Below are 16,238 nucleotides of genomic sequence, written 5' to 3'. Positions count from 1 at the left end.
TCATTTTAAAATTTTTTATATTTTTCTTTATCTAAAAATTTTATTTCAAACTAAAAAAGATATCCTAATAAATAATTAATGTGGTGAAAAAAATATCTTTTTAAATGCATAAACCAAATTTTAGGATATATATTATAAACAGTGCATTCATATACATTTTTAAACTTGATGCTAACGAGAGAACCGCTCACATTTTGCTACACGAAAAAATAAAATAAGCTGCCCATATGGACAGCTCATTTACATCATTCAATCACCACTTTTATTAAAATGCAACAAAAGAGATGATATTATTGATTATTACAAGATTCAACCTATGAAAAGCGAATAATTTAACCTTTAAAATCCCTCATTAACTAGCTCTTTTATCAAGTTTAATTTTGCAGAAAGCTCAATAAACCATTCTTCATCCCCTGTTAATAATGCAAGGTCTATAAGATACAGGATTTGCTCCTTATTTATTACCTTTGATTCAGGGAGTTTGTTAACGTGTTTACTAAAGAGTAAAATCGCTTCGTTCATTGTGTACTTGTCGTCACGTTTCACAATACTAACTGTAACTACATCTTCCACTTCATCAAGTGATACAATGTAACCAACTATGAATTCACCCTCATTTGATATTCCACGAACCCAATCTCCCACTTTTAAAACATGATTATTATTTGACATCATACTTTTTCACCTTCTTATCAATATTTTTGTAACGATAAAAAAGATATAAAAACTAACTTAAACTGTATTATTTTTAATTACAGTTATTTTTTAAGAACTCACGGCTACATAATAATTAAGCCGCTTAACGTTCTTGATTAATAAGGTCAACAACTTCTTTCATTGTATAATTCTTTAAATATTCACCTAGATGTTCTTCCGCACCTAAGAAAATAGCAAAAAGAACTTTCCGCATGTTCGAACCTACAATACACTGATCATTTGATTCTGGACACTTCGGCTGCAATGCACCTTCAGAGGTTATTTGATAAATATTCCAAAGATTAATTTCACTTAAATCACGGGCAAAAATAAAACCTCCACCAGTTCCCTCTTTTGATTGTATAAACTTATGTTTTTTTAACAAACTTAGCACTTTGCGAATGCGTACGGGATGAACACCTGCACTTTCTGAAATAGCATTACTTGTTGACATCCGATCTGGCTGTAAAGCTAAATAAGTTAAACTGTGAATGGCCAAAGTAAAGTCGCTGTTCATTGTTGTCCTCCTACGATAAAAAATATGATTTCTCGCTTAGTAACATACTGTAGCCATGAATATTACAGATAGGTTAGTCAAACGGTGAACTACCCACCACTTAGTACCTCTTACGAGCTTACTTGAAGTAGGGGCTTCTCGGTTCATCGCTACTTTTGATAGCTAACGAATTTGTCCTAGGATAGCCGAGCTAACTCCCTTGTTCCAAAGGTTATTTTATTACTATTTATGCCAACACTAATAAGCGGATGGCTTCCTTTTTGATATTGATCGCTGCATTATAATCACGGCCAATTGTGAGTCCACACAAACACGCATACGTGCGTTCACATAATGGCATTTCTTTTTTATTTCCACAATTACTACACATCTTTGTAGAAGGAAACCATTTATCTATTTTTACAAGCTGTTTTCCTTGTTCTTGTAGCTTATATGCTAAAAATGTCGTGAACATCCTCCAACCGTTGTCCGCTACACTCTTACCAAATCTAAATGCTCGTGACATTCCTTTCATATGTAAGTCTTCGATTGCTACAACGTCAAAACTCGTAGCTAATTCTTTAGACTTATGATGAAGAAAATTTTTACGTTGATTGGCGACCTTTTCATGCAACTTCGCTACACGAATTCGTTGTTTATTCCAGCGTTCTGAACCTTTCACACGTCTTGCTAATACTCGTTGTGCCTTCGCTAATTTCTCTAACATCTGACGATAAAAGCGAGGATAATTGGCTTTCTCATCTTCGCTACTCACGTACAATTCAGCCATTGCGAAGTCTAATCCAACTACACTTTGTACTTCTTTTTGTACAATCTCTTTTTCATATTCAGTCAAGATGGACACATAGTATTTACCAGTAGGTGTCATCGAAATCGTACACGATTTGATGATATGTTTTGGCGGGATTTCTCTATGTTGCTTCAGTTTCACCATTTTCAACTTTGGTAATTTGATATAACCATGAAATAACATAATATTTCCGTTTACTCGATTCGTTGTATAGGATTTTCTACTCTTTTTACTTTTGAATGTAAGAAAATCACTTTGACCACTAAAAAAATTCTTATACGCAGTTTGCAAGTTTAATTGCGCGTTGGCCAATGCCAATGAATCAACTTCTTTCAACCATTCATACTCTGTCTTATATTTTGCAGGAGTAGGGAATTTTTCTTTCTTTAGTTCTTCCTTGTTCTCTTTATATTTTTCATATACTTCTTTTCGTTCAGCTAACATTTTGTTATACACAAAACGTACACACCCGAATGTTTTTCGTATGAGATGTGCTTGTTCTTCTGTTGGATACAGACGGAATTTATACGCCTTATTCTGCTTTGGCATATCCATTCACCTCATTTTCCATAAGCTATGACGGTGATCACACAACCTGAACACTACAAGATTATTATCTACTTTCATTGTTATACCAAAATTCCCCTCTTATAAGACTGATTATATCAGAGGCGAAATAAATAGGAAAACCAAATGTTTGGCTACGCCAAACCGAAATTCATCTCCGAAATGCCGCTAGACTATCGTGTTTCACACGCCTGAGGAAGGAGACTTCTTTCGGATAATATGTTAAAATATTCAAGAAGAATGCTTAGCATGAAAAAATTAATCCCTTTATATTCTATCAGAACTCCCCTATATCTCCTAACTTCATTTAACTTTTTAAGTTGCAAATAAATTTAAACAGTCCACTGTTTCTTAACTTGTTCTTCTGCCAATTGTTTAATTTTTGTCCAAATCGTATCTTTACTCACAATAACATTTGTGTGATAGTTTCTATCTTTATAATTAACTGTAACACATACTTCAATCACTTTTGCTTCCTCCTTTCAAAATATTACTTATTAATTAGCCATTTTTTGCAATTCAATATTCAAAAATGTTCGAACGCTACGCGGTAAAAATTTGCGGATTTCTTCCTCGTTAAAACCAACCTGTAATCTTTTTTCATCCAGCATAATTGGACGACGTAACATTTGAGGATACTCAATTATTAATTTATAAAACTCATTAAGCGAAAGCGCCTCAATATTTATATTTAATTCCTGAAAAGTTTTAGATCTAGTTGAAATAATTTCAGTAGCACCATCTTCAGTTAAACGGAGAATGGATTTAAGCTCATCGACTGTAAGAGAATTTGATACGATATTTTTTTCGGTATAATCAATTTGATGTTCTTCAAGCCATGCTTTTGCTTTTCGGCATGAACTACAGCTTGCTGTCGTATATAAAATCACCATATTTTACACACTCCTTTACTTTTTAAATTATTATATAGATTATTGAAATGTATTTAAAAAAATTACAGTTTAGAATGAAATACACGTTATATTATTTATTCAAAATATATTTAATTTATCTGTTTTTTACAAACGATGGCAACTCACTTCTAAAAACTATACTGTAATTTTAAACTTTACAGTTCAATTAATCAACTGTTAAGTCTTGGATGCATTCCATTAGCGAAACAAATTATATTCCACTTTATTTATTTCTTTCCTACATGTTTAGCATAATAAAAGCTACTGCATTGAACACAGCAACATTGTAGGAGGAAATACGCGAACAAAAAAGCAAAGCGCGCACACTTTGCTTCTTACAAAATCCCTTTTAACTTTTTACCAATTAACTCCGCTAAATATTCATAACCTTGTCGGCCAAAATGTAAACCGTCTTTTTCATCATCTTCTACAAATCTTTTATAACTCTGTTCTTGAATCATCTCAGCATATAAATTCAGAAAATAACTTCCTGTTTCCTTCGCCACTTCCTCTACTACGTCTGCATACTGACCAAGTACTTTATTGGTTCTATTATGCTGGCGTTTTTCATCAACTGGTGCAGGACTAATAAGTAATACTTTTTCTGGTGAAATCTTACTTACAATCTTCTCTAAATTGTCTTTGTATACTTGTAATGGTACTGGATCAAATAATACCGAATCATTCGTACCAAGAAAAACTGTTACAAAGTCTGGTTTATGTGATAGTACATCATCTTCAACCCTATGTAACGCGTCGAACGTATTATCGCCCGGAACCCCCGCATTTACCACCTTCCAATTTAGAAACATCTCTTGCAGACGCGGTGTTAACCTTGGCGTTCCATCAAAAAACGTTTCATCAGCTGTAATACTATCACCGAAGCATACTAACGTTTTCATAGAGCTGATTCTCCTTTTACGTACGAAATAACTTTCCTTCTACCGCCTTAATATATCTTTCAGCAGAACGTTCCACTGCCTCATTTGCATTCTCTTTCACTACTCCGTGAAAAGCATTATATAAACGATTAAATTGTAATGGCTTCACTCGATTCGCCATTCCCTCCACTTTTCTCGCTGGCAATGGAATTAAGTTCGGATAGCTGTACATGAAACTCACCCACTGCTGATCCGCTACAACTTGAATAATATCACCTGTTAATAAAATACCTTTCCTATCATTTCCTTCTTCCCAATGTAATACAGAACCGCCGCTAAAATGTCCTCCGAGACGATGAATAGTAATTCCGTCCGCTAATTGTAAAGACTCGCCAGACCAATAAATAATACGACTACTCGGGCGTACTACCCACTCTTTATCGTCTTCATGTATATAAATGGGTACATCAAACGTTTCTGCCCATTCTACTTGCGTTGAATAATAATGAGGATGAGATAGTGCAATCGCATCTAACCCGCCCCACTCTTTTATCTTCTCAATTGTCGTTTCATCTAAATAAGTAATACAATCCCATAATAAACGATAGGAATCCGTTTTTATAACAAATGCGGTTTGACCGATCGCAAATTTAGGTTTTGTCGTAATGCTATAAAGTCCATGTTCTTCTTCTATCATTTCATTTTTATATGTATCACTCGTTCGCAAGTTTTCTAAAGTCGTCCAAGACTGCCCTTTCGGATTCACATATTGTCTCTCCTCATCACAAATAACACAACTTACCGGTTCTTCCACACTCGCTGCATACTGTACGCCGCACGTTGTACAAACGAAATTTTTCAAACTAATTCCCCCTATCCCTATATTTTTATTAAGCTGATTTTTGTTGATAATGATCTACTTTTTTATTTTCAATTACTAAACCTATTAGAGTCAGTAAATAGACAGCTGTAACTGACAATGGAATTACAGTAAATCCATTGTCGGCAAAAAGAATCCCGCAAACTGACGTTACGAATACAGTCCCTACTGACAGTAAACCATAACTTTTACTTTCATAAATCCATACGTACGGCACAAAATGAACACCTATTAACATCGCTACTACAAAAGGTAACCACTCTGGAAATTGAAAATAGGCAAGTAACACAAACGGAATATTTAATACATTTATCCCGCCAATTAATCCAGCTAAAGTCCCTAGCGGATTTCCTTTCGCAAACATATCAATTTTCAATATAGCAGCTATCATTAAGCCACAAGGAAACACACAGCCCATACCAATTAAATACACCCACACAACTTGTTTTTCTGAAAGAAGAATACCCGTTACACTCGTTACAATCCAAAATAAAATACCAGCTATTATAACTGGAAATCCTTTTTTCGTTCTTTGTGCTAAATCTCGTTTTGCTTCTGCTATGTTCATTTCACTATCTCCCCCAAACTATTTGTACTATAAAGCCGGCTCAATTTCACCCATCCAATAACGCCAAGCTACTAAGTAATCTTCTAAATCTTTCGGGTGGTGTCTTAAACATGTATCTATACGCAAATATAATCCTATTACTATTTCCTCGTATAAATCTCGTTCTTTTTTATGAAATACACATTGTTTCATCACATAATCAATCGTTTCTTTCGTTAAATCTTCCGGAGTTGAACAGAATGCATAAATTAAATCATATATAGGATCTCCTAGCACTGGTAATGGATCAATTACTCCATACAGCTCATTCTCTTGGAATATAAAATTATGAAATCCGAAATCGCCATGTAATAAAAATGGCTGATTTACTCCGGCATCCCTATTTGCTAGTTTAAGAACTTTTCTATACTCTTCCTCACTTATGTAACGCTTTACATTTTCATAAGCTGTCTTCACATTTCCTGTTAAAAATTCATTCCAAGATTGAACCGGACTTTCTTTCCATCCCCAGCCATCTGCCTCTGGAACAATTTTATACTTATTAATAACTTCTTTTACAAGTGTACGAAGCGTACTTCGTTTATATCCTTGTTCGCACGAAGTATTACCTTCAAGGAAAGAATATACGAAATATGTCTGGAAAGGTTCCTTATACAAAAGCTTTGAAAATAAAGTATTCCCCTCATAAAACGAGAGAAAATTAGCTTCTTCACGTATTACGTCCGGTTCATTCAGCTTTACTACATATTTTTCATCCAACAAATACACAGTACTTGTCGTTCCTCCGTTCAACACTTTTATGCTATTTGGATCATGTGAAATCACTTTCTCCTTAACGAGTTGCGCAGCAATTATTGAAATGTCCATTTCCTCACCCTTCAATTCCGAAGATTCCCTCAACTTAAAAGACAACTTTACTATTATTTGACAAACAAACAGGAAACCCCTTCCAAAATCTTAATATAACAAAAATTCATTTACTTTTACATTTCAAAAATAAGGAAATAATAACAACAACGTTACACACATATAGGAGGTCACTATGAAACCTGAATTTTTAAAAGCAGTACATGATGCTATTGGAAATGTTGAGCACATTCATATAGAAGAAAGCGGTGCGGACAGCTTACTTATCCATCATGATGATGCACAGCAGTTACAGCAAGTCGCTAAAACGTTAGAAAACAATAATTTCCGCTCTGCTTTAAGAACAACTGGAGATGCTTCGTATATTGAAGTGTTGAACAGATAATGAAAGTCCGGATGTATTCCGGGCTTTCTTTTTTTATATCGAAACTTCAAATTCTTTCACATACACCGCTGTTCCCGCAATATCTATTTGTAGCTTTTCATTCTCTATATCTTTCGTTACATATACCTTTACACGACCATCTTTATTCATTTCCTGTCCTTGTTCAACGATTAATTCCATTGCATGATCAAAATCTTTCTTCAAATACGTCGCATAGTACGCTCCCATTACACCTGAAGCTGTTCCTGTCACTGGATCTTCTATTGTTCCAGAGTAAGGTGATGAAAAATGACGACCGTGCATTTTTGCTTCTGCATTATATGTTTCTATGCAAAGCGGATGAATAGAGGCCTTTGGTATTTCTTTTAGCACAAATGGAAATTCATTATTATTAGGTTTCATTTTCTCACATGCTTCTAGATTTTTAACAGGTACAATTACAGTCCAAATACCAGTACTTCCATATACAATTGGTAATTTTCCATCTAAATCATTTACTTCAAGGCCAATACTATGTGCTAATGCCTCTTGAGAACCTGTAAAATCTTGAAACTGGGGTGTTGCTTGTCTCATTTTAATAACTGTTTCTCCACTTTCATTCGCACCTATATGTATCGGCAAAATCCCTGCCTTCGTTTCAATTGTTAAATTATGATTCCCTTCTAATAATCCCCTTTCATGAAGTGCATATATAGTCCCTACTGTCGCATGACCACATAAATCCATTTCATGACCGGGAGTAAAATAGCGAATCTTTATATTTGCTTCTTTTGAAGAAAGAACAAAGGATGTTTCATTAAACCCAACTTTTTCAGCAATACGCTGCATTTCCCCTTCTGTTAATCCATCTGCCTCTAATACAACACCTGCGGGATTCCCCATATTCGGTTTATTCGTAAATGCATCGTAATGAAATACCTTTATAGTCTTCATTTTCATTTCTCCTAACTTTCTTTAAAAATTTTATAATAAAGCTCTATCTCCGTTTTCACCGAACAATGATTTCTCCAAAATACCTTCTGCATCTTTTCATTTGAAGTATGTGTGCTTCCGATGTAATAAGTAGCGCCCATTTCTTTTAACATATGTAAAGATTGAAGATGCAGCTGGGAAGAGATTCCTTTCTCTCGATAATGAGGCATTACCCCAAAGTAAAATAATCGTCCTTCACTTTCTGTTCCAGGCTCTATATGCGGTATGGACAAACCAATTGGCTCTTTTTCATCATAAAAAACAATGCATGACTTCTCCCACCCTTTACCTAACTCCGTTTGCACTGAATGAAAATGCTCATCAATATTTAAAATGAAAGTTTTATTTCCTGAGTTCAACATACATTGCTCCCAAATGCATTTAAAATCTTTTACCGATAACGTTTCTCCTATTGAACGGTATTTAAATTGTTTTTAAAGCGCCTCTACATCGTCTAACTCTCTACACACTTCTATCTTTGCTGCATGTAAAGAAAAATCCGCATCAAGTAACACTCTCGCACTTGAGTTATAACTACTAAACCTCTTATTTAATACAATACTCGCTCTTTTTAACTCCCAGTTAAAACAAATTTCTTCAAATCTACTTATCTTCTCTTTATAAGTTTGTACGTTATAAAAGGCATCTTCTTCTATCTCTTCAATCGTCAATGCATTTGGTAAGCCATTTAATACTTTTTTTCGAGGGACCAAATAAATTCTGAATAATTGTAAGATCGTATATCACCACTTTAATTCACCCACACCTGGCTCAATAAACTTCCCTGAAACATCCTCATTTGAATCTATTACCCAATCATATATATTTTGCGCTCCTTCAGCCGGAGTCATATTCGCATCAAAAGCACCAATGTCAGTCTTTAATTTTCCAGGGTGAATGGCAGTTACACGAATTCCTTTATCTTCAAACTCTTGTTGCAGACAAAGCGTTAACATATTTTGTGCAGCTTTAGCAATTCGATAGGAATAGGAAAACTGACCTTGCGGAAACTCTTTGTGCGCCATTTTATGTAATGATCCTAAGCGAGAGGACACATTTATTATTCTCGGATGATCCGATTTCTCTAAAGCTACATATGTACCTTTTACAGCTCGAATTATACCTAAACAATGAATGTTAAATAAGTCCGTTAACTCTTCTGAATTCGTATGTAAAACTTCAGTCTCCTTTCCAGTAATTCCAGCGTTATTTATAACTACATCCAAACACTCTGTATATTCCGCAAGTTGTTTCTTAATTTGTTCCGTACTCTCATCAGTCGATAAGTCTGCCAATATAGGAAAACATCTACGACTAAACATTTGCTTCAATTGCGTTACCGCAGCCTCCGTTCTAACTAACGGATAAACGATATGCCCATTTTCATGAAATACTTTTACTAACTGTAACCCTAATCCACGATTTCCACCTGTAATAAACACTCTCATATGTCCATCTCCTTATTTTTATAATAAATAAGAAAATCCATCCACTTACCATTCTCTAAAGAAAACGCCTCTCTCTTGCATTCAAAAGAAAAACCTGCTCGTTCCGCAAGACGAACGGATGGCTCATTATCAACACGTATATGTAATTCAATTCTATGAAAATGAAGACGATTAAAAAATAACGGTAACGTAGCTTTCACACTTTCCATGCCATATCCATTTTTCCAGTATTGATTATGTATGGAATACCCCATCATTGCCCACTGATAGTCCATACGTAAAATTTTTATAAGCTCTAGCTTTCCAATATTAGCTCCGTCTTCTTTACGAAAAATACCTAATACATACATCTCATCTCGATGTGCTGCTTCATCAAACCCTCTTATCCATTCCGTGAACCATTCTTTCGTTGATGAGGCCATATCTTGATAACCGTCGTCATATTTATACTGCGATGGTAACCTCTTACGAAAGCCATCGAACCAACTTTCATAATCATCATTTTGGAACGGACGGATCATAAGTCTCTCTGTCTCTATTTGTAATAGCGGCAGCTTCATTTATATCTCATCCTTTAATTAATGATTGAATATTCTTTATTATCTTACAATAAATACAAAATCTAGTAAATTATTATGTTTTTGATAAACAAGGGTTTGTTAAACTACAATGTTGATTTTTGAGAAATACAAAAAGGAAACCCTGTTCTGAAGGGTTTCCTTTTGTCATCATACTACCAATCTTATCTGTAATTTAAAACGTTGTATTCTGTCTTTAATATTCCATAAACATCAACATCTTCATATGTATTTAATAACAGTCTATTTTGTCTTAATGTGCCTTCTTTACGTAAACCCGCCTTCTCTAACACCTTAATCGATGATCTATTTCTAGAAATAGCAGATGCCCAAATTTTGTTTAGACCTAATTCAATAAAGCCAAAATGAATCATTCTATTTACAGCCTCGGTTGCAAAACCCTTGCCCCAATAATTCTTACCAATCCAATAACCAAGTTCTCCTCTATTGTTATCTTTGTCAATTCTTAGTGTAATTGTACCTACAATTTCTCTTGATTCTTTAGAAATGATTCCTAAAGGATATTCGATTCCTTGCCTTATAAGCTCTGGTTGCATATCAACCCAATCTTGCGCGAACTCCAATTTATATGGGTGTGGGAGCCCAAGAATATTGGCTAATTCCTTGTCATTAGCCAATTCTTTAATTCTACATACATCATCATTGGTAAAAGGTTGTATACATAAATGCTCAGTTTCTAATTTTATAGCCATATTTTCTCCCCCTTGTACTGAAATGAATGAAATTCCTTTATTTTCAATATTATATCAAAAAATCCAGTTATGCTTTGTACATAACTGGATTCCTCATCATCTAATCGCTTTTTATTTTACAAGTACACCTTCTCTTAATTCCCTCTTCAACACTTTCCCTAAAGCATTTTTCGGTAATTCTTCCATAAATACAACTTCTGGTATTTTATAACTTGCTAATTTTTCTTTACAATGTTGTATAATTTCTTCTTCTGTTAAGGACGTTTGCATATCTTTTACAATATACGCTGTCGGAACCTCACCCCAAAAGTCATGCGGAACCCCAACTACTGCAACTTCTAAAACACCATGTATTTCATGAATGACATCTTCTACTTGATCTGGATATACGTTGTCACCACCGCGTATGATAACGTCTTTATATCTTCCCATAATATGCAGGAATCCGTCATCATCTATCATGCCAGCATCACCCATGTTAAACCAACTATCTTTTACTACCTTCTTCGTCGCCTTTTCATTATTCCAATACCCTTTAAACATGTATGGACTTTTCACATGAATCTCGCCAACTTCATTTTTTGTTAGTTCATCACCTGTTTCTGGATGAACAATTTTCAGTTCTACATGTTTCAAAGTTTTTCCTACAGAAGACATCTTTTCTTTTCCCATCATTGGATGCCATGAAGTGACAACCCAACCTTCTGTACTCCCATAGCCTTGCACCATATATATTCCTTTTTCCATATATTTTTGAATAAGTGTTTCTGGCACTTTTGTACCACCGCTTTGCGCTACTTTAAAGGTTGAAATGTTACGCTCTTTTTTATTTAGCTCATCAAGCATGTAGCTATAAACAGCTGGGAACGCAAGCATCGTCGTAATTTTCTCTTCTTCAATCTTATCCCAAATGAGAGTAGGATTCGAATCAGCTAAGAAAATCATCGTAACGCCATGATAAATGCAATTTAAAATAGAAAGCACGCCACTCATATGGAACAATGGATGCACGGATAAAAAGCGTTCACCTGCTGGAATTTCTCTTTGTCCTGCAATTTCAGCAAAATAATGATGTAAGTTTTTATGTCCAATGACACATGCCTTCGCCTGTCCAGTCGTTCCTGAAGTAAATAAGTAAATCGCATCATCACCTTCATGAACTTCTACGTTCGGCTCTGTACTTGGCTGTTCTTGTAATGTTAATTCAAATGAACCAAAGCCTTCTTTTGTCGTTTTCATTACATAAGGAATTTCTTTAACAGCATCAATCTTTAAAGCTTCATGGAACTCTTCATCAATAACTAACACTTTTAATTTTGCTTCTTTTACAATCGTTTCTAATTCATACGCAGTAAGCTGATGATTTAGTGGAATACACACAGCTCCAATTTTTAAACTTGCTATCATAACGCTTGGAAATGGATGATTATTTTTGCATAGTATTCCAATACGATCTCCTCTTTGTACACCGCTTTGTAACAAATAGTGTGCAAGCTGATTTACTCGTTCATTGTACTGCTGAAACGAATACCTTTTCTCTCCCCCCACAAGCGCTTCCAAATTTGGTGATTGCATTGCTCTTTTTTGTAATAATTTTTGCATCGTTCTCAAGTAAAACTCCCCTTTATATATGTTAGGTTTTTTATTTTACCAGATTAACTATTAATTTACTAAAGATTACACTTAGTGAATATAATTTTTATAAAAATAGCCATCTACTTAACAAGTAAATGGCTATTCCCTCTTATATATTAGAATACTCCTTATTCATCACATATCGTACATACTCCGGTGCGCTTTTATCAATCTCTTCATCACTTAATTTATATTCAGCACCGTATAAATAAAACGAAGGTATAAATTTCATATCTGTATATAAGCATGTAGCTTGAAATGGTTTTGTTAACTCATCCATCGTGATCCCATTATTTTCATAGTCTTTTTCTAATCCACCTATAGAAATAGCTACCCCAAATTCTTTCCCCTTCACTTTATCTCCTTTTGATCCGTAAGCAAATCCATATGTTAATACATCGTCAAACCATTTTTTTAATAATGGTGGTGAGCTGTACCAGTATAGCGGAAATTGAAATATATATCGGTCGTGTTCTACTAACAGCTTTTGTTCCTCTTCCACATTAAACTCCCAATTCGGTGCCACTTTATATAATTCATGCACCGTAATTTCATCCGAATATTTCTCAAGTTCTTCAATCCATCTTTTATTAATTTTTGATTTTTCAATATCAGGATGTGCTACAATTACAAGTGTTTTCATCATCTTCCATCCCCTTTATAAATTATTCAAACCTTTACGTATTAGTATGAATGAGTCACATATAATTGAAAAGTACGTACTTTAAAGTGCTATAGGAACCTTAAAGTACCTGTGGAGGTGTTATATGAATCAAAATGATGACTGCCCAATTGCAACGACACTTGATGTAATCGGCGGAAAATGGAAAGTTCATATTTTATGTGTGTTAATGGATGGAAAAATGCGAACAAGTGAAATCCGACGAGAAATCCCAAACATTACGCAAAAAGTTCTGACTCAACAACTTCGGCAACTTGAAGCTGATGGGATTATCCATCGTACTGTATATCAAGAAGTACCACCAAAGGTTGAATACACAATAAGTGAATATGGTAAATCTTTAATGCAAATTATGGATGAGCTATGTGAATGGGGAAAAGATCATCAAATGAAAAGATTACATGACTAAAAGAACATTACCGTCTTTATTAAATCTGATACATTCATATTAGTAGTTCAATATTTCTATTGAAATGTTATAGTAGAGGGACTCCAACAACTTGTAATTTAGAACCTCAATTCTTTCAGAAGTAAAAAACAATAACATTCATCTATAAATACTCTTTATAACAAAAGTATCCTATACTTTTTATTAATTGAACCACATCCTAGTTGTTAGACATATAGTCAACAATTTGAGATGTGGTTTTATTAGCCGAATAACAGCTCTCATCAACTTTAATAATCATGACTGCAGACAAAATACTTTGCAAAGAGTTCCTGTACAAGGTGATTTTTCACATAGACTTACCAAATAGCATTTTTATAAAAAACTTCTCACATTTAAATTGGACAAGCATATTTTATTATATGGGGACTCCCTACTCATAGAAAACTACCTTTCTATTCTAAGAGCACACATATTTGTGTGCTCTTAAATTATTTACAATAAAATAAAGAGTTTATTAATTTTCTTAATTCACTATCGGAAAAGTACCCATAATAATATCTTTATATTTATCTATTGTTTTTTGATTTTTATAAAAATATATTATTTTGGAGTTGGTTAATACGTTACAAAAAACTGACCGTGTAATCATTATGGTCCCTCCATTTTCACAAGTGTTTGTTACATTTTACTCGTCATCAGGAGAACTTCTTTCATCACAAGTCTTATCTAATACCTCTCCACATCCTGTATCGATGTATGCACTTACTGAAATTGAAAGCGAATTATTTGAAGTCGAGTTAAAACCACTACTACTTCATTAAAACTACGAATAGCGGAAAGACCTTTACAACTCCCACATGGAACTACAGCAGTAGCATTTTTAGCAAAAATAGCACAAGCAGAAGAAGCTGCAGCCTTTAATGCAAACGCCATTACATATCAATGCTACCCAATGGCTACTGCTGCACACACGCTATATAGCTTTAACTACACACTTACTATGTAGACTTTTCCTAGGAACTCCATTTTAGTTTCCAAGGAAACTAAAATGGAGTATAATTATATATGTACAATAGATAGCATTTATAAATCTATTTACAATTTTTCACATTAGCTCTTAAACAATTAAATAAATGGAGGGCATGATATGGACAATTATTATGATGTAGCGGTAATTGGTGGTGGTCCAGTTGGACTTATGGCAGCATGTGAATTAGCTATCCAAGGCGTAAAAGTTGTTGTTTTAGAGAGAAGATTAGACCGAGTACGAAATTCTAGAGCACTCACACTACACCCCCGTTCCTTAGAATTGATGGCTATGAGAGGTATTGCAGATCGATTTTTAGCTAGAGGCAAGAAATTAAATACAAGTCATTTTGCTGCCTTAGATACAAGATTAAACTTTAAAAATTTAAATACTGATTTTCCGTATACACTTTTTATTCCCCAATCTATTACAGAAGAAATATTAGAAAAACGTGCATTAGAATTAGGTGTAGTCATTAAACGCGGGCATACTCTGAAAGACTTAAAACAATATGAAACATTCGTACAACTAGAAATAAAACAAAGAGAAACAATATATAAAATAGAAGTTCCATATGTAATAGGAGCTGATGGAGCAAGAAGTATAGTTCGTGAATTATCAAATATACCGTTTAATGGAACAAACACAACAACTACTGCTATATTAGGTGATGTTATTTTAGAAGATATACCAGATACTCCATTTTTATCTACTTCTAATATAAATGGGATATTAATGATGGTACCTATTGCACCTGATGTATTTCGTTTTGCAATTGTTGATCCTAAGAATCAGACGATACCCGTTCATGTTGCTGTTACAGAAAAAGAGTTTATAGATAGTATTTATAGTATTACAGGTGAACATCTTCAAATTAAGAACGCAATATGGCTTTCTCGCTTTGGCAATGCAACCAAACTAGCAAATACTTATCAACATAAGCGTGTATTCTTAGCAGGGGATGCAGCACATATTCATTTCCCTGCTGGAGGACAAGGTTTGAATGTAGGTCTACAAGATGCTTTTAATATAGGCTGGAAATTAGGACTCGCAATAAAACAAAATAAATATGAAAGTCTATTAGAAAGTTATCATATTGAAAGACATGCTGTGGGAAAACAATTTTTCAAGGAAGTACAAGCGCAAGAACAATTAATGATAAACTTTTCAAACGCAGGAATGGAATTAAGGGATTTATTTTCGCACTTACTTACATATCCCCAGATAAATCACGATTTATCTGAAAGAGTAAGCGGCTTAGGGGTAATGTATTCATCGATGCACGATACAGAAAGACATCCATTGATAGGAAAAAGATGTACAAATCTCACTATTTCTTCTCTAAATAAGAAAAATTATAAACTCTTTGAATTAATGAAAGATGGTAACTTTATTTTATTAATACACCCTTCTTATATAGATAAGATAAATAAAATGAATATTGATTCGCACATAAAGGTAGTTGTAGGAGAAATACAAGATTCCGAGTTGAAAAATATAGATACCATTTTGATTCGACCAGATGGTCACATAGCCGACATTGAGTATAACAAGGTAGATAACTGCGAATAGTCCAGAAAAATGATTATCAATTATATTAGTGATACAAGATAAATTCACTTTTATAAAACGAAAAGAATCCTATTTATTTAGGATTCTTTTCGTTTTGCCCATCTCACTATTTATAAAAACATGTCTACAAGGGAAAAATACTAAACTTACAGTTA

19 protein-coding genes and 1 pseudogene are annotated in these 16,238 nt (G+C 34.0%); 4 read left to right on the top strand and 16 right to left on the bottom strand.

Annotated features, from left to right (window positions below):
* Nucleotides 1-339 precede the first annotated feature (339 nt).
* From MNO09_RS13030 to MNO09_RS12990, 9 genes are all read right to left on the bottom strand, one after another.
* The gene (locus MNO09_RS13030) at nt 340-675 is read right to left on the bottom strand and encodes an IDEAL domain-containing protein (RefSeq protein ID WP_000987459.1); all 336 of its coding nucleotides are present in this window, start codon (nt 673-675) and stop codon (nt 340-342) included.
* A gap of 124 nt (nt 676-799) precedes the next feature.
* On the bottom strand, nt 800-1,213 hold the full coding sequence (saiR, locus tag MNO09_RS13025) for an Rrf2-family transcriptional regulator SaiR (protein ID WP_001083470.1): 414 nt from the start codon (nt 1,211-1,213) through the stop codon (nt 800-802).
* A gap of 226 nt (nt 1,214-1,439) precedes the next feature.
* On the bottom strand, nt 1,440-2,552 hold the full coding sequence (locus MNO09_RS13020) for an RNA-guided endonuclease TnpB family protein (protein ID WP_088107064.1): 1,113 nt from the start codon (nt 2,550-2,552) through the stop codon (nt 1,440-1,442).
* Nucleotides 2,553-2,902: 350 nt separating this feature from the next.
* Entirely contained in the window at nt 2,903-3,037 is a 135-nt protein-coding gene (locus tag MNO09_RS13015) for a BA3454 family stress response protein (protein ID WP_000573513.1), read from the bottom strand.
* Between the two features lie 30 nt (nt 3,038-3,067).
* The gene (spxA, locus tag MNO09_RS13010) at nt 3,068-3,463 is read right to left on the bottom strand and encodes a transcriptional regulator SpxA (RefSeq protein ID WP_000236196.1); all 396 of its coding nucleotides are present in this window, start codon (nt 3,461-3,463) and stop codon (nt 3,068-3,070) included.
* A 356-nt stretch (nt 3,464-3,819) separates the two neighbouring features.
* Nucleotides 3,820-4,386, bottom strand: a complete 567-nt coding sequence (locus MNO09_RS13005) for an SGNH/GDSL hydrolase family protein (protein ID WP_000855211.1) — start codon at nt 4,384-4,386, stop codon at nt 3,820-3,822.
* Nucleotides 4,387-4,402: 16 nt separating this feature from the next.
* Nucleotides 4,403-5,227 carry an MBL fold metallo-hydrolase gene (locus tag MNO09_RS13000; protein WP_000788184.1) on the bottom strand — a complete coding sequence of 275 codons (825 nt, stop codon included), beginning with the start codon at nt 5,225-5,227 and terminating at the stop codon, nt 4,403-4,405.
* Nucleotides 5,228-5,255: 28 nt separating this feature from the next.
* The gene (locus tag MNO09_RS12995; protein ID WP_001017282.1) at nt 5,256-5,813 is read right to left on the bottom strand and encodes a DUF7010 family protein; all 558 of its coding nucleotides are present in this window, start codon (nt 5,811-5,813) and stop codon (nt 5,256-5,258) included.
* A gap of 27 nt (nt 5,814-5,840) precedes the next feature.
* The gene (locus tag MNO09_RS12990) at nt 5,841-6,680 is read right to left on the bottom strand and encodes a phosphotransferase (RefSeq protein ID WP_241950167.1); all 840 of its coding nucleotides are present in this window, start codon (nt 6,678-6,680) and stop codon (nt 5,841-5,843) included.
* 175 nt (nt 6,681-6,855) lie between these two features.
* Here MNO09_RS12990 and MNO09_RS12985 point away from each other — a divergent pair, with 175 nt between their 5' ends.
* Nucleotides 6,856-7,065, top strand: coding sequence for a hypothetical protein (locus MNO09_RS12985; RefSeq protein WP_000801653.1), 210 nt, complete (start codon nt 6,856-6,858; stop codon nt 7,063-7,065).
* A gap of 33 nt (nt 7,066-7,098) precedes the next feature.
* Here MNO09_RS12985 and MNO09_RS12980 read toward each other — a convergent pair whose 3' ends face one another.
* The 7 genes and pseudogenes from MNO09_RS12980 to MNO09_RS12950 all read right to left on the bottom strand — a co-directional run bounded on the left by MNO09_RS12980 (nt 7,099) and on the right by MNO09_RS12950 (nt 13,054).
* On the bottom strand, nt 7,099-7,998 hold the full coding sequence (locus MNO09_RS12980; RefSeq protein WP_088107063.1) for a PhzF family phenazine biosynthesis isomerase: 900 nt from the start codon (nt 7,996-7,998) through the stop codon (nt 7,099-7,101).
* Between the two features lie 11 nt (nt 7,999-8,009).
* Nucleotides 8,010-8,784 (bottom strand): annotated as a pseudogene (locus MNO09_RS12975) (GNAT family N-acetyltransferase).
* Nucleotides 8,781-9,485 carry an SDR family NAD(P)-dependent oxidoreductase gene (locus MNO09_RS12970; RefSeq protein WP_088107062.1) on the bottom strand — a complete coding sequence of 235 codons (705 nt, stop codon included), beginning with the start codon at nt 9,483-9,485 and terminating at the stop codon, nt 8,781-8,783. The pseudogene MNO09_RS12975 and the gene MNO09_RS12970 overlap by 4 nt, the downstream one beginning before the upstream one ends.
* Complete coding sequence (locus tag MNO09_RS12965) at nt 9,482-10,045, bottom strand: GNAT family N-acetyltransferase (protein WP_000775350.1); 564 nt, start codon at nt 10,043-10,045, stop codon at nt 9,482-9,484. Before MNO09_RS12965 ends, MNO09_RS12970 begins: the two co-directional genes overlap by 4 nt.
* A 182-nt stretch (nt 10,046-10,227) precedes the next feature.
* Nucleotides 10,228-10,776, bottom strand: a complete 549-nt coding sequence (locus MNO09_RS12960) for a GNAT family N-acetyltransferase (protein WP_088107061.1) — start codon at nt 10,774-10,776, stop codon at nt 10,228-10,230.
* Nucleotides 10,777-10,887: 111 nt separating this feature from the next.
* The gene (locus MNO09_RS12955) at nt 10,888-12,387 is read right to left on the bottom strand and encodes a class I adenylate-forming enzyme family protein (protein WP_001259947.1); all 1,500 of its coding nucleotides are present in this window, start codon (nt 12,385-12,387) and stop codon (nt 10,888-10,890) included.
* 133 nt (nt 12,388-12,520) lie between these two features.
* On the bottom strand, nt 12,521-13,054 hold the full coding sequence (locus tag MNO09_RS12950) for an NAD(P)H-dependent oxidoreductase (protein WP_002096412.1): 534 nt from the start codon (nt 13,052-13,054) through the stop codon (nt 12,521-12,523).
* A 124-nt stretch (nt 13,055-13,178) separates the two neighbouring features.
* Here MNO09_RS12950 and MNO09_RS12945 point away from each other — a divergent pair, with 124 nt between their 5' ends.
* From MNO09_RS12945 to MNO09_RS12935, 3 genes are all read left to right on the top strand, one after another.
* The gene (locus tag MNO09_RS12945) at nt 13,179-13,502 is read left to right on the top strand and encodes a winged helix-turn-helix transcriptional regulator (protein WP_001072966.1); all 324 of its coding nucleotides are present in this window, start codon (nt 13,179-13,181) and stop codon (nt 13,500-13,502) included.
* Between the two features lie 587 nt (nt 13,503-14,089).
* Nucleotides 14,090-14,305, top strand: coding sequence for a hypothetical protein (locus MNO09_RS12940; RefSeq protein ID WP_164083069.1), 216 nt, complete (start codon nt 14,090-14,092; stop codon nt 14,303-14,305).
* Between the two features lie 326 nt (nt 14,306-14,631).
* Nucleotides 14,632-16,083, top strand: coding sequence for an FAD-dependent oxidoreductase (locus MNO09_RS12935; RefSeq protein ID WP_088107059.1), 1,452 nt, complete (start codon nt 14,632-14,634; stop codon nt 16,081-16,083).
* Nucleotides 16,084-16,238 lie beyond the last annotated feature (155 nt).

It is taken from the genome of Bacillus sp. N5-665 (assembly GCF_022637375.2).
GTDB classification, from domain to species: Bacteria; Bacillota; Bacilli; order Bacillales; family Bacillaceae_G; genus Bacillus_A; species Bacillus_A wiedmannii.
This window is presented reverse-complemented; position numbering and strand designations above follow the sequence as displayed.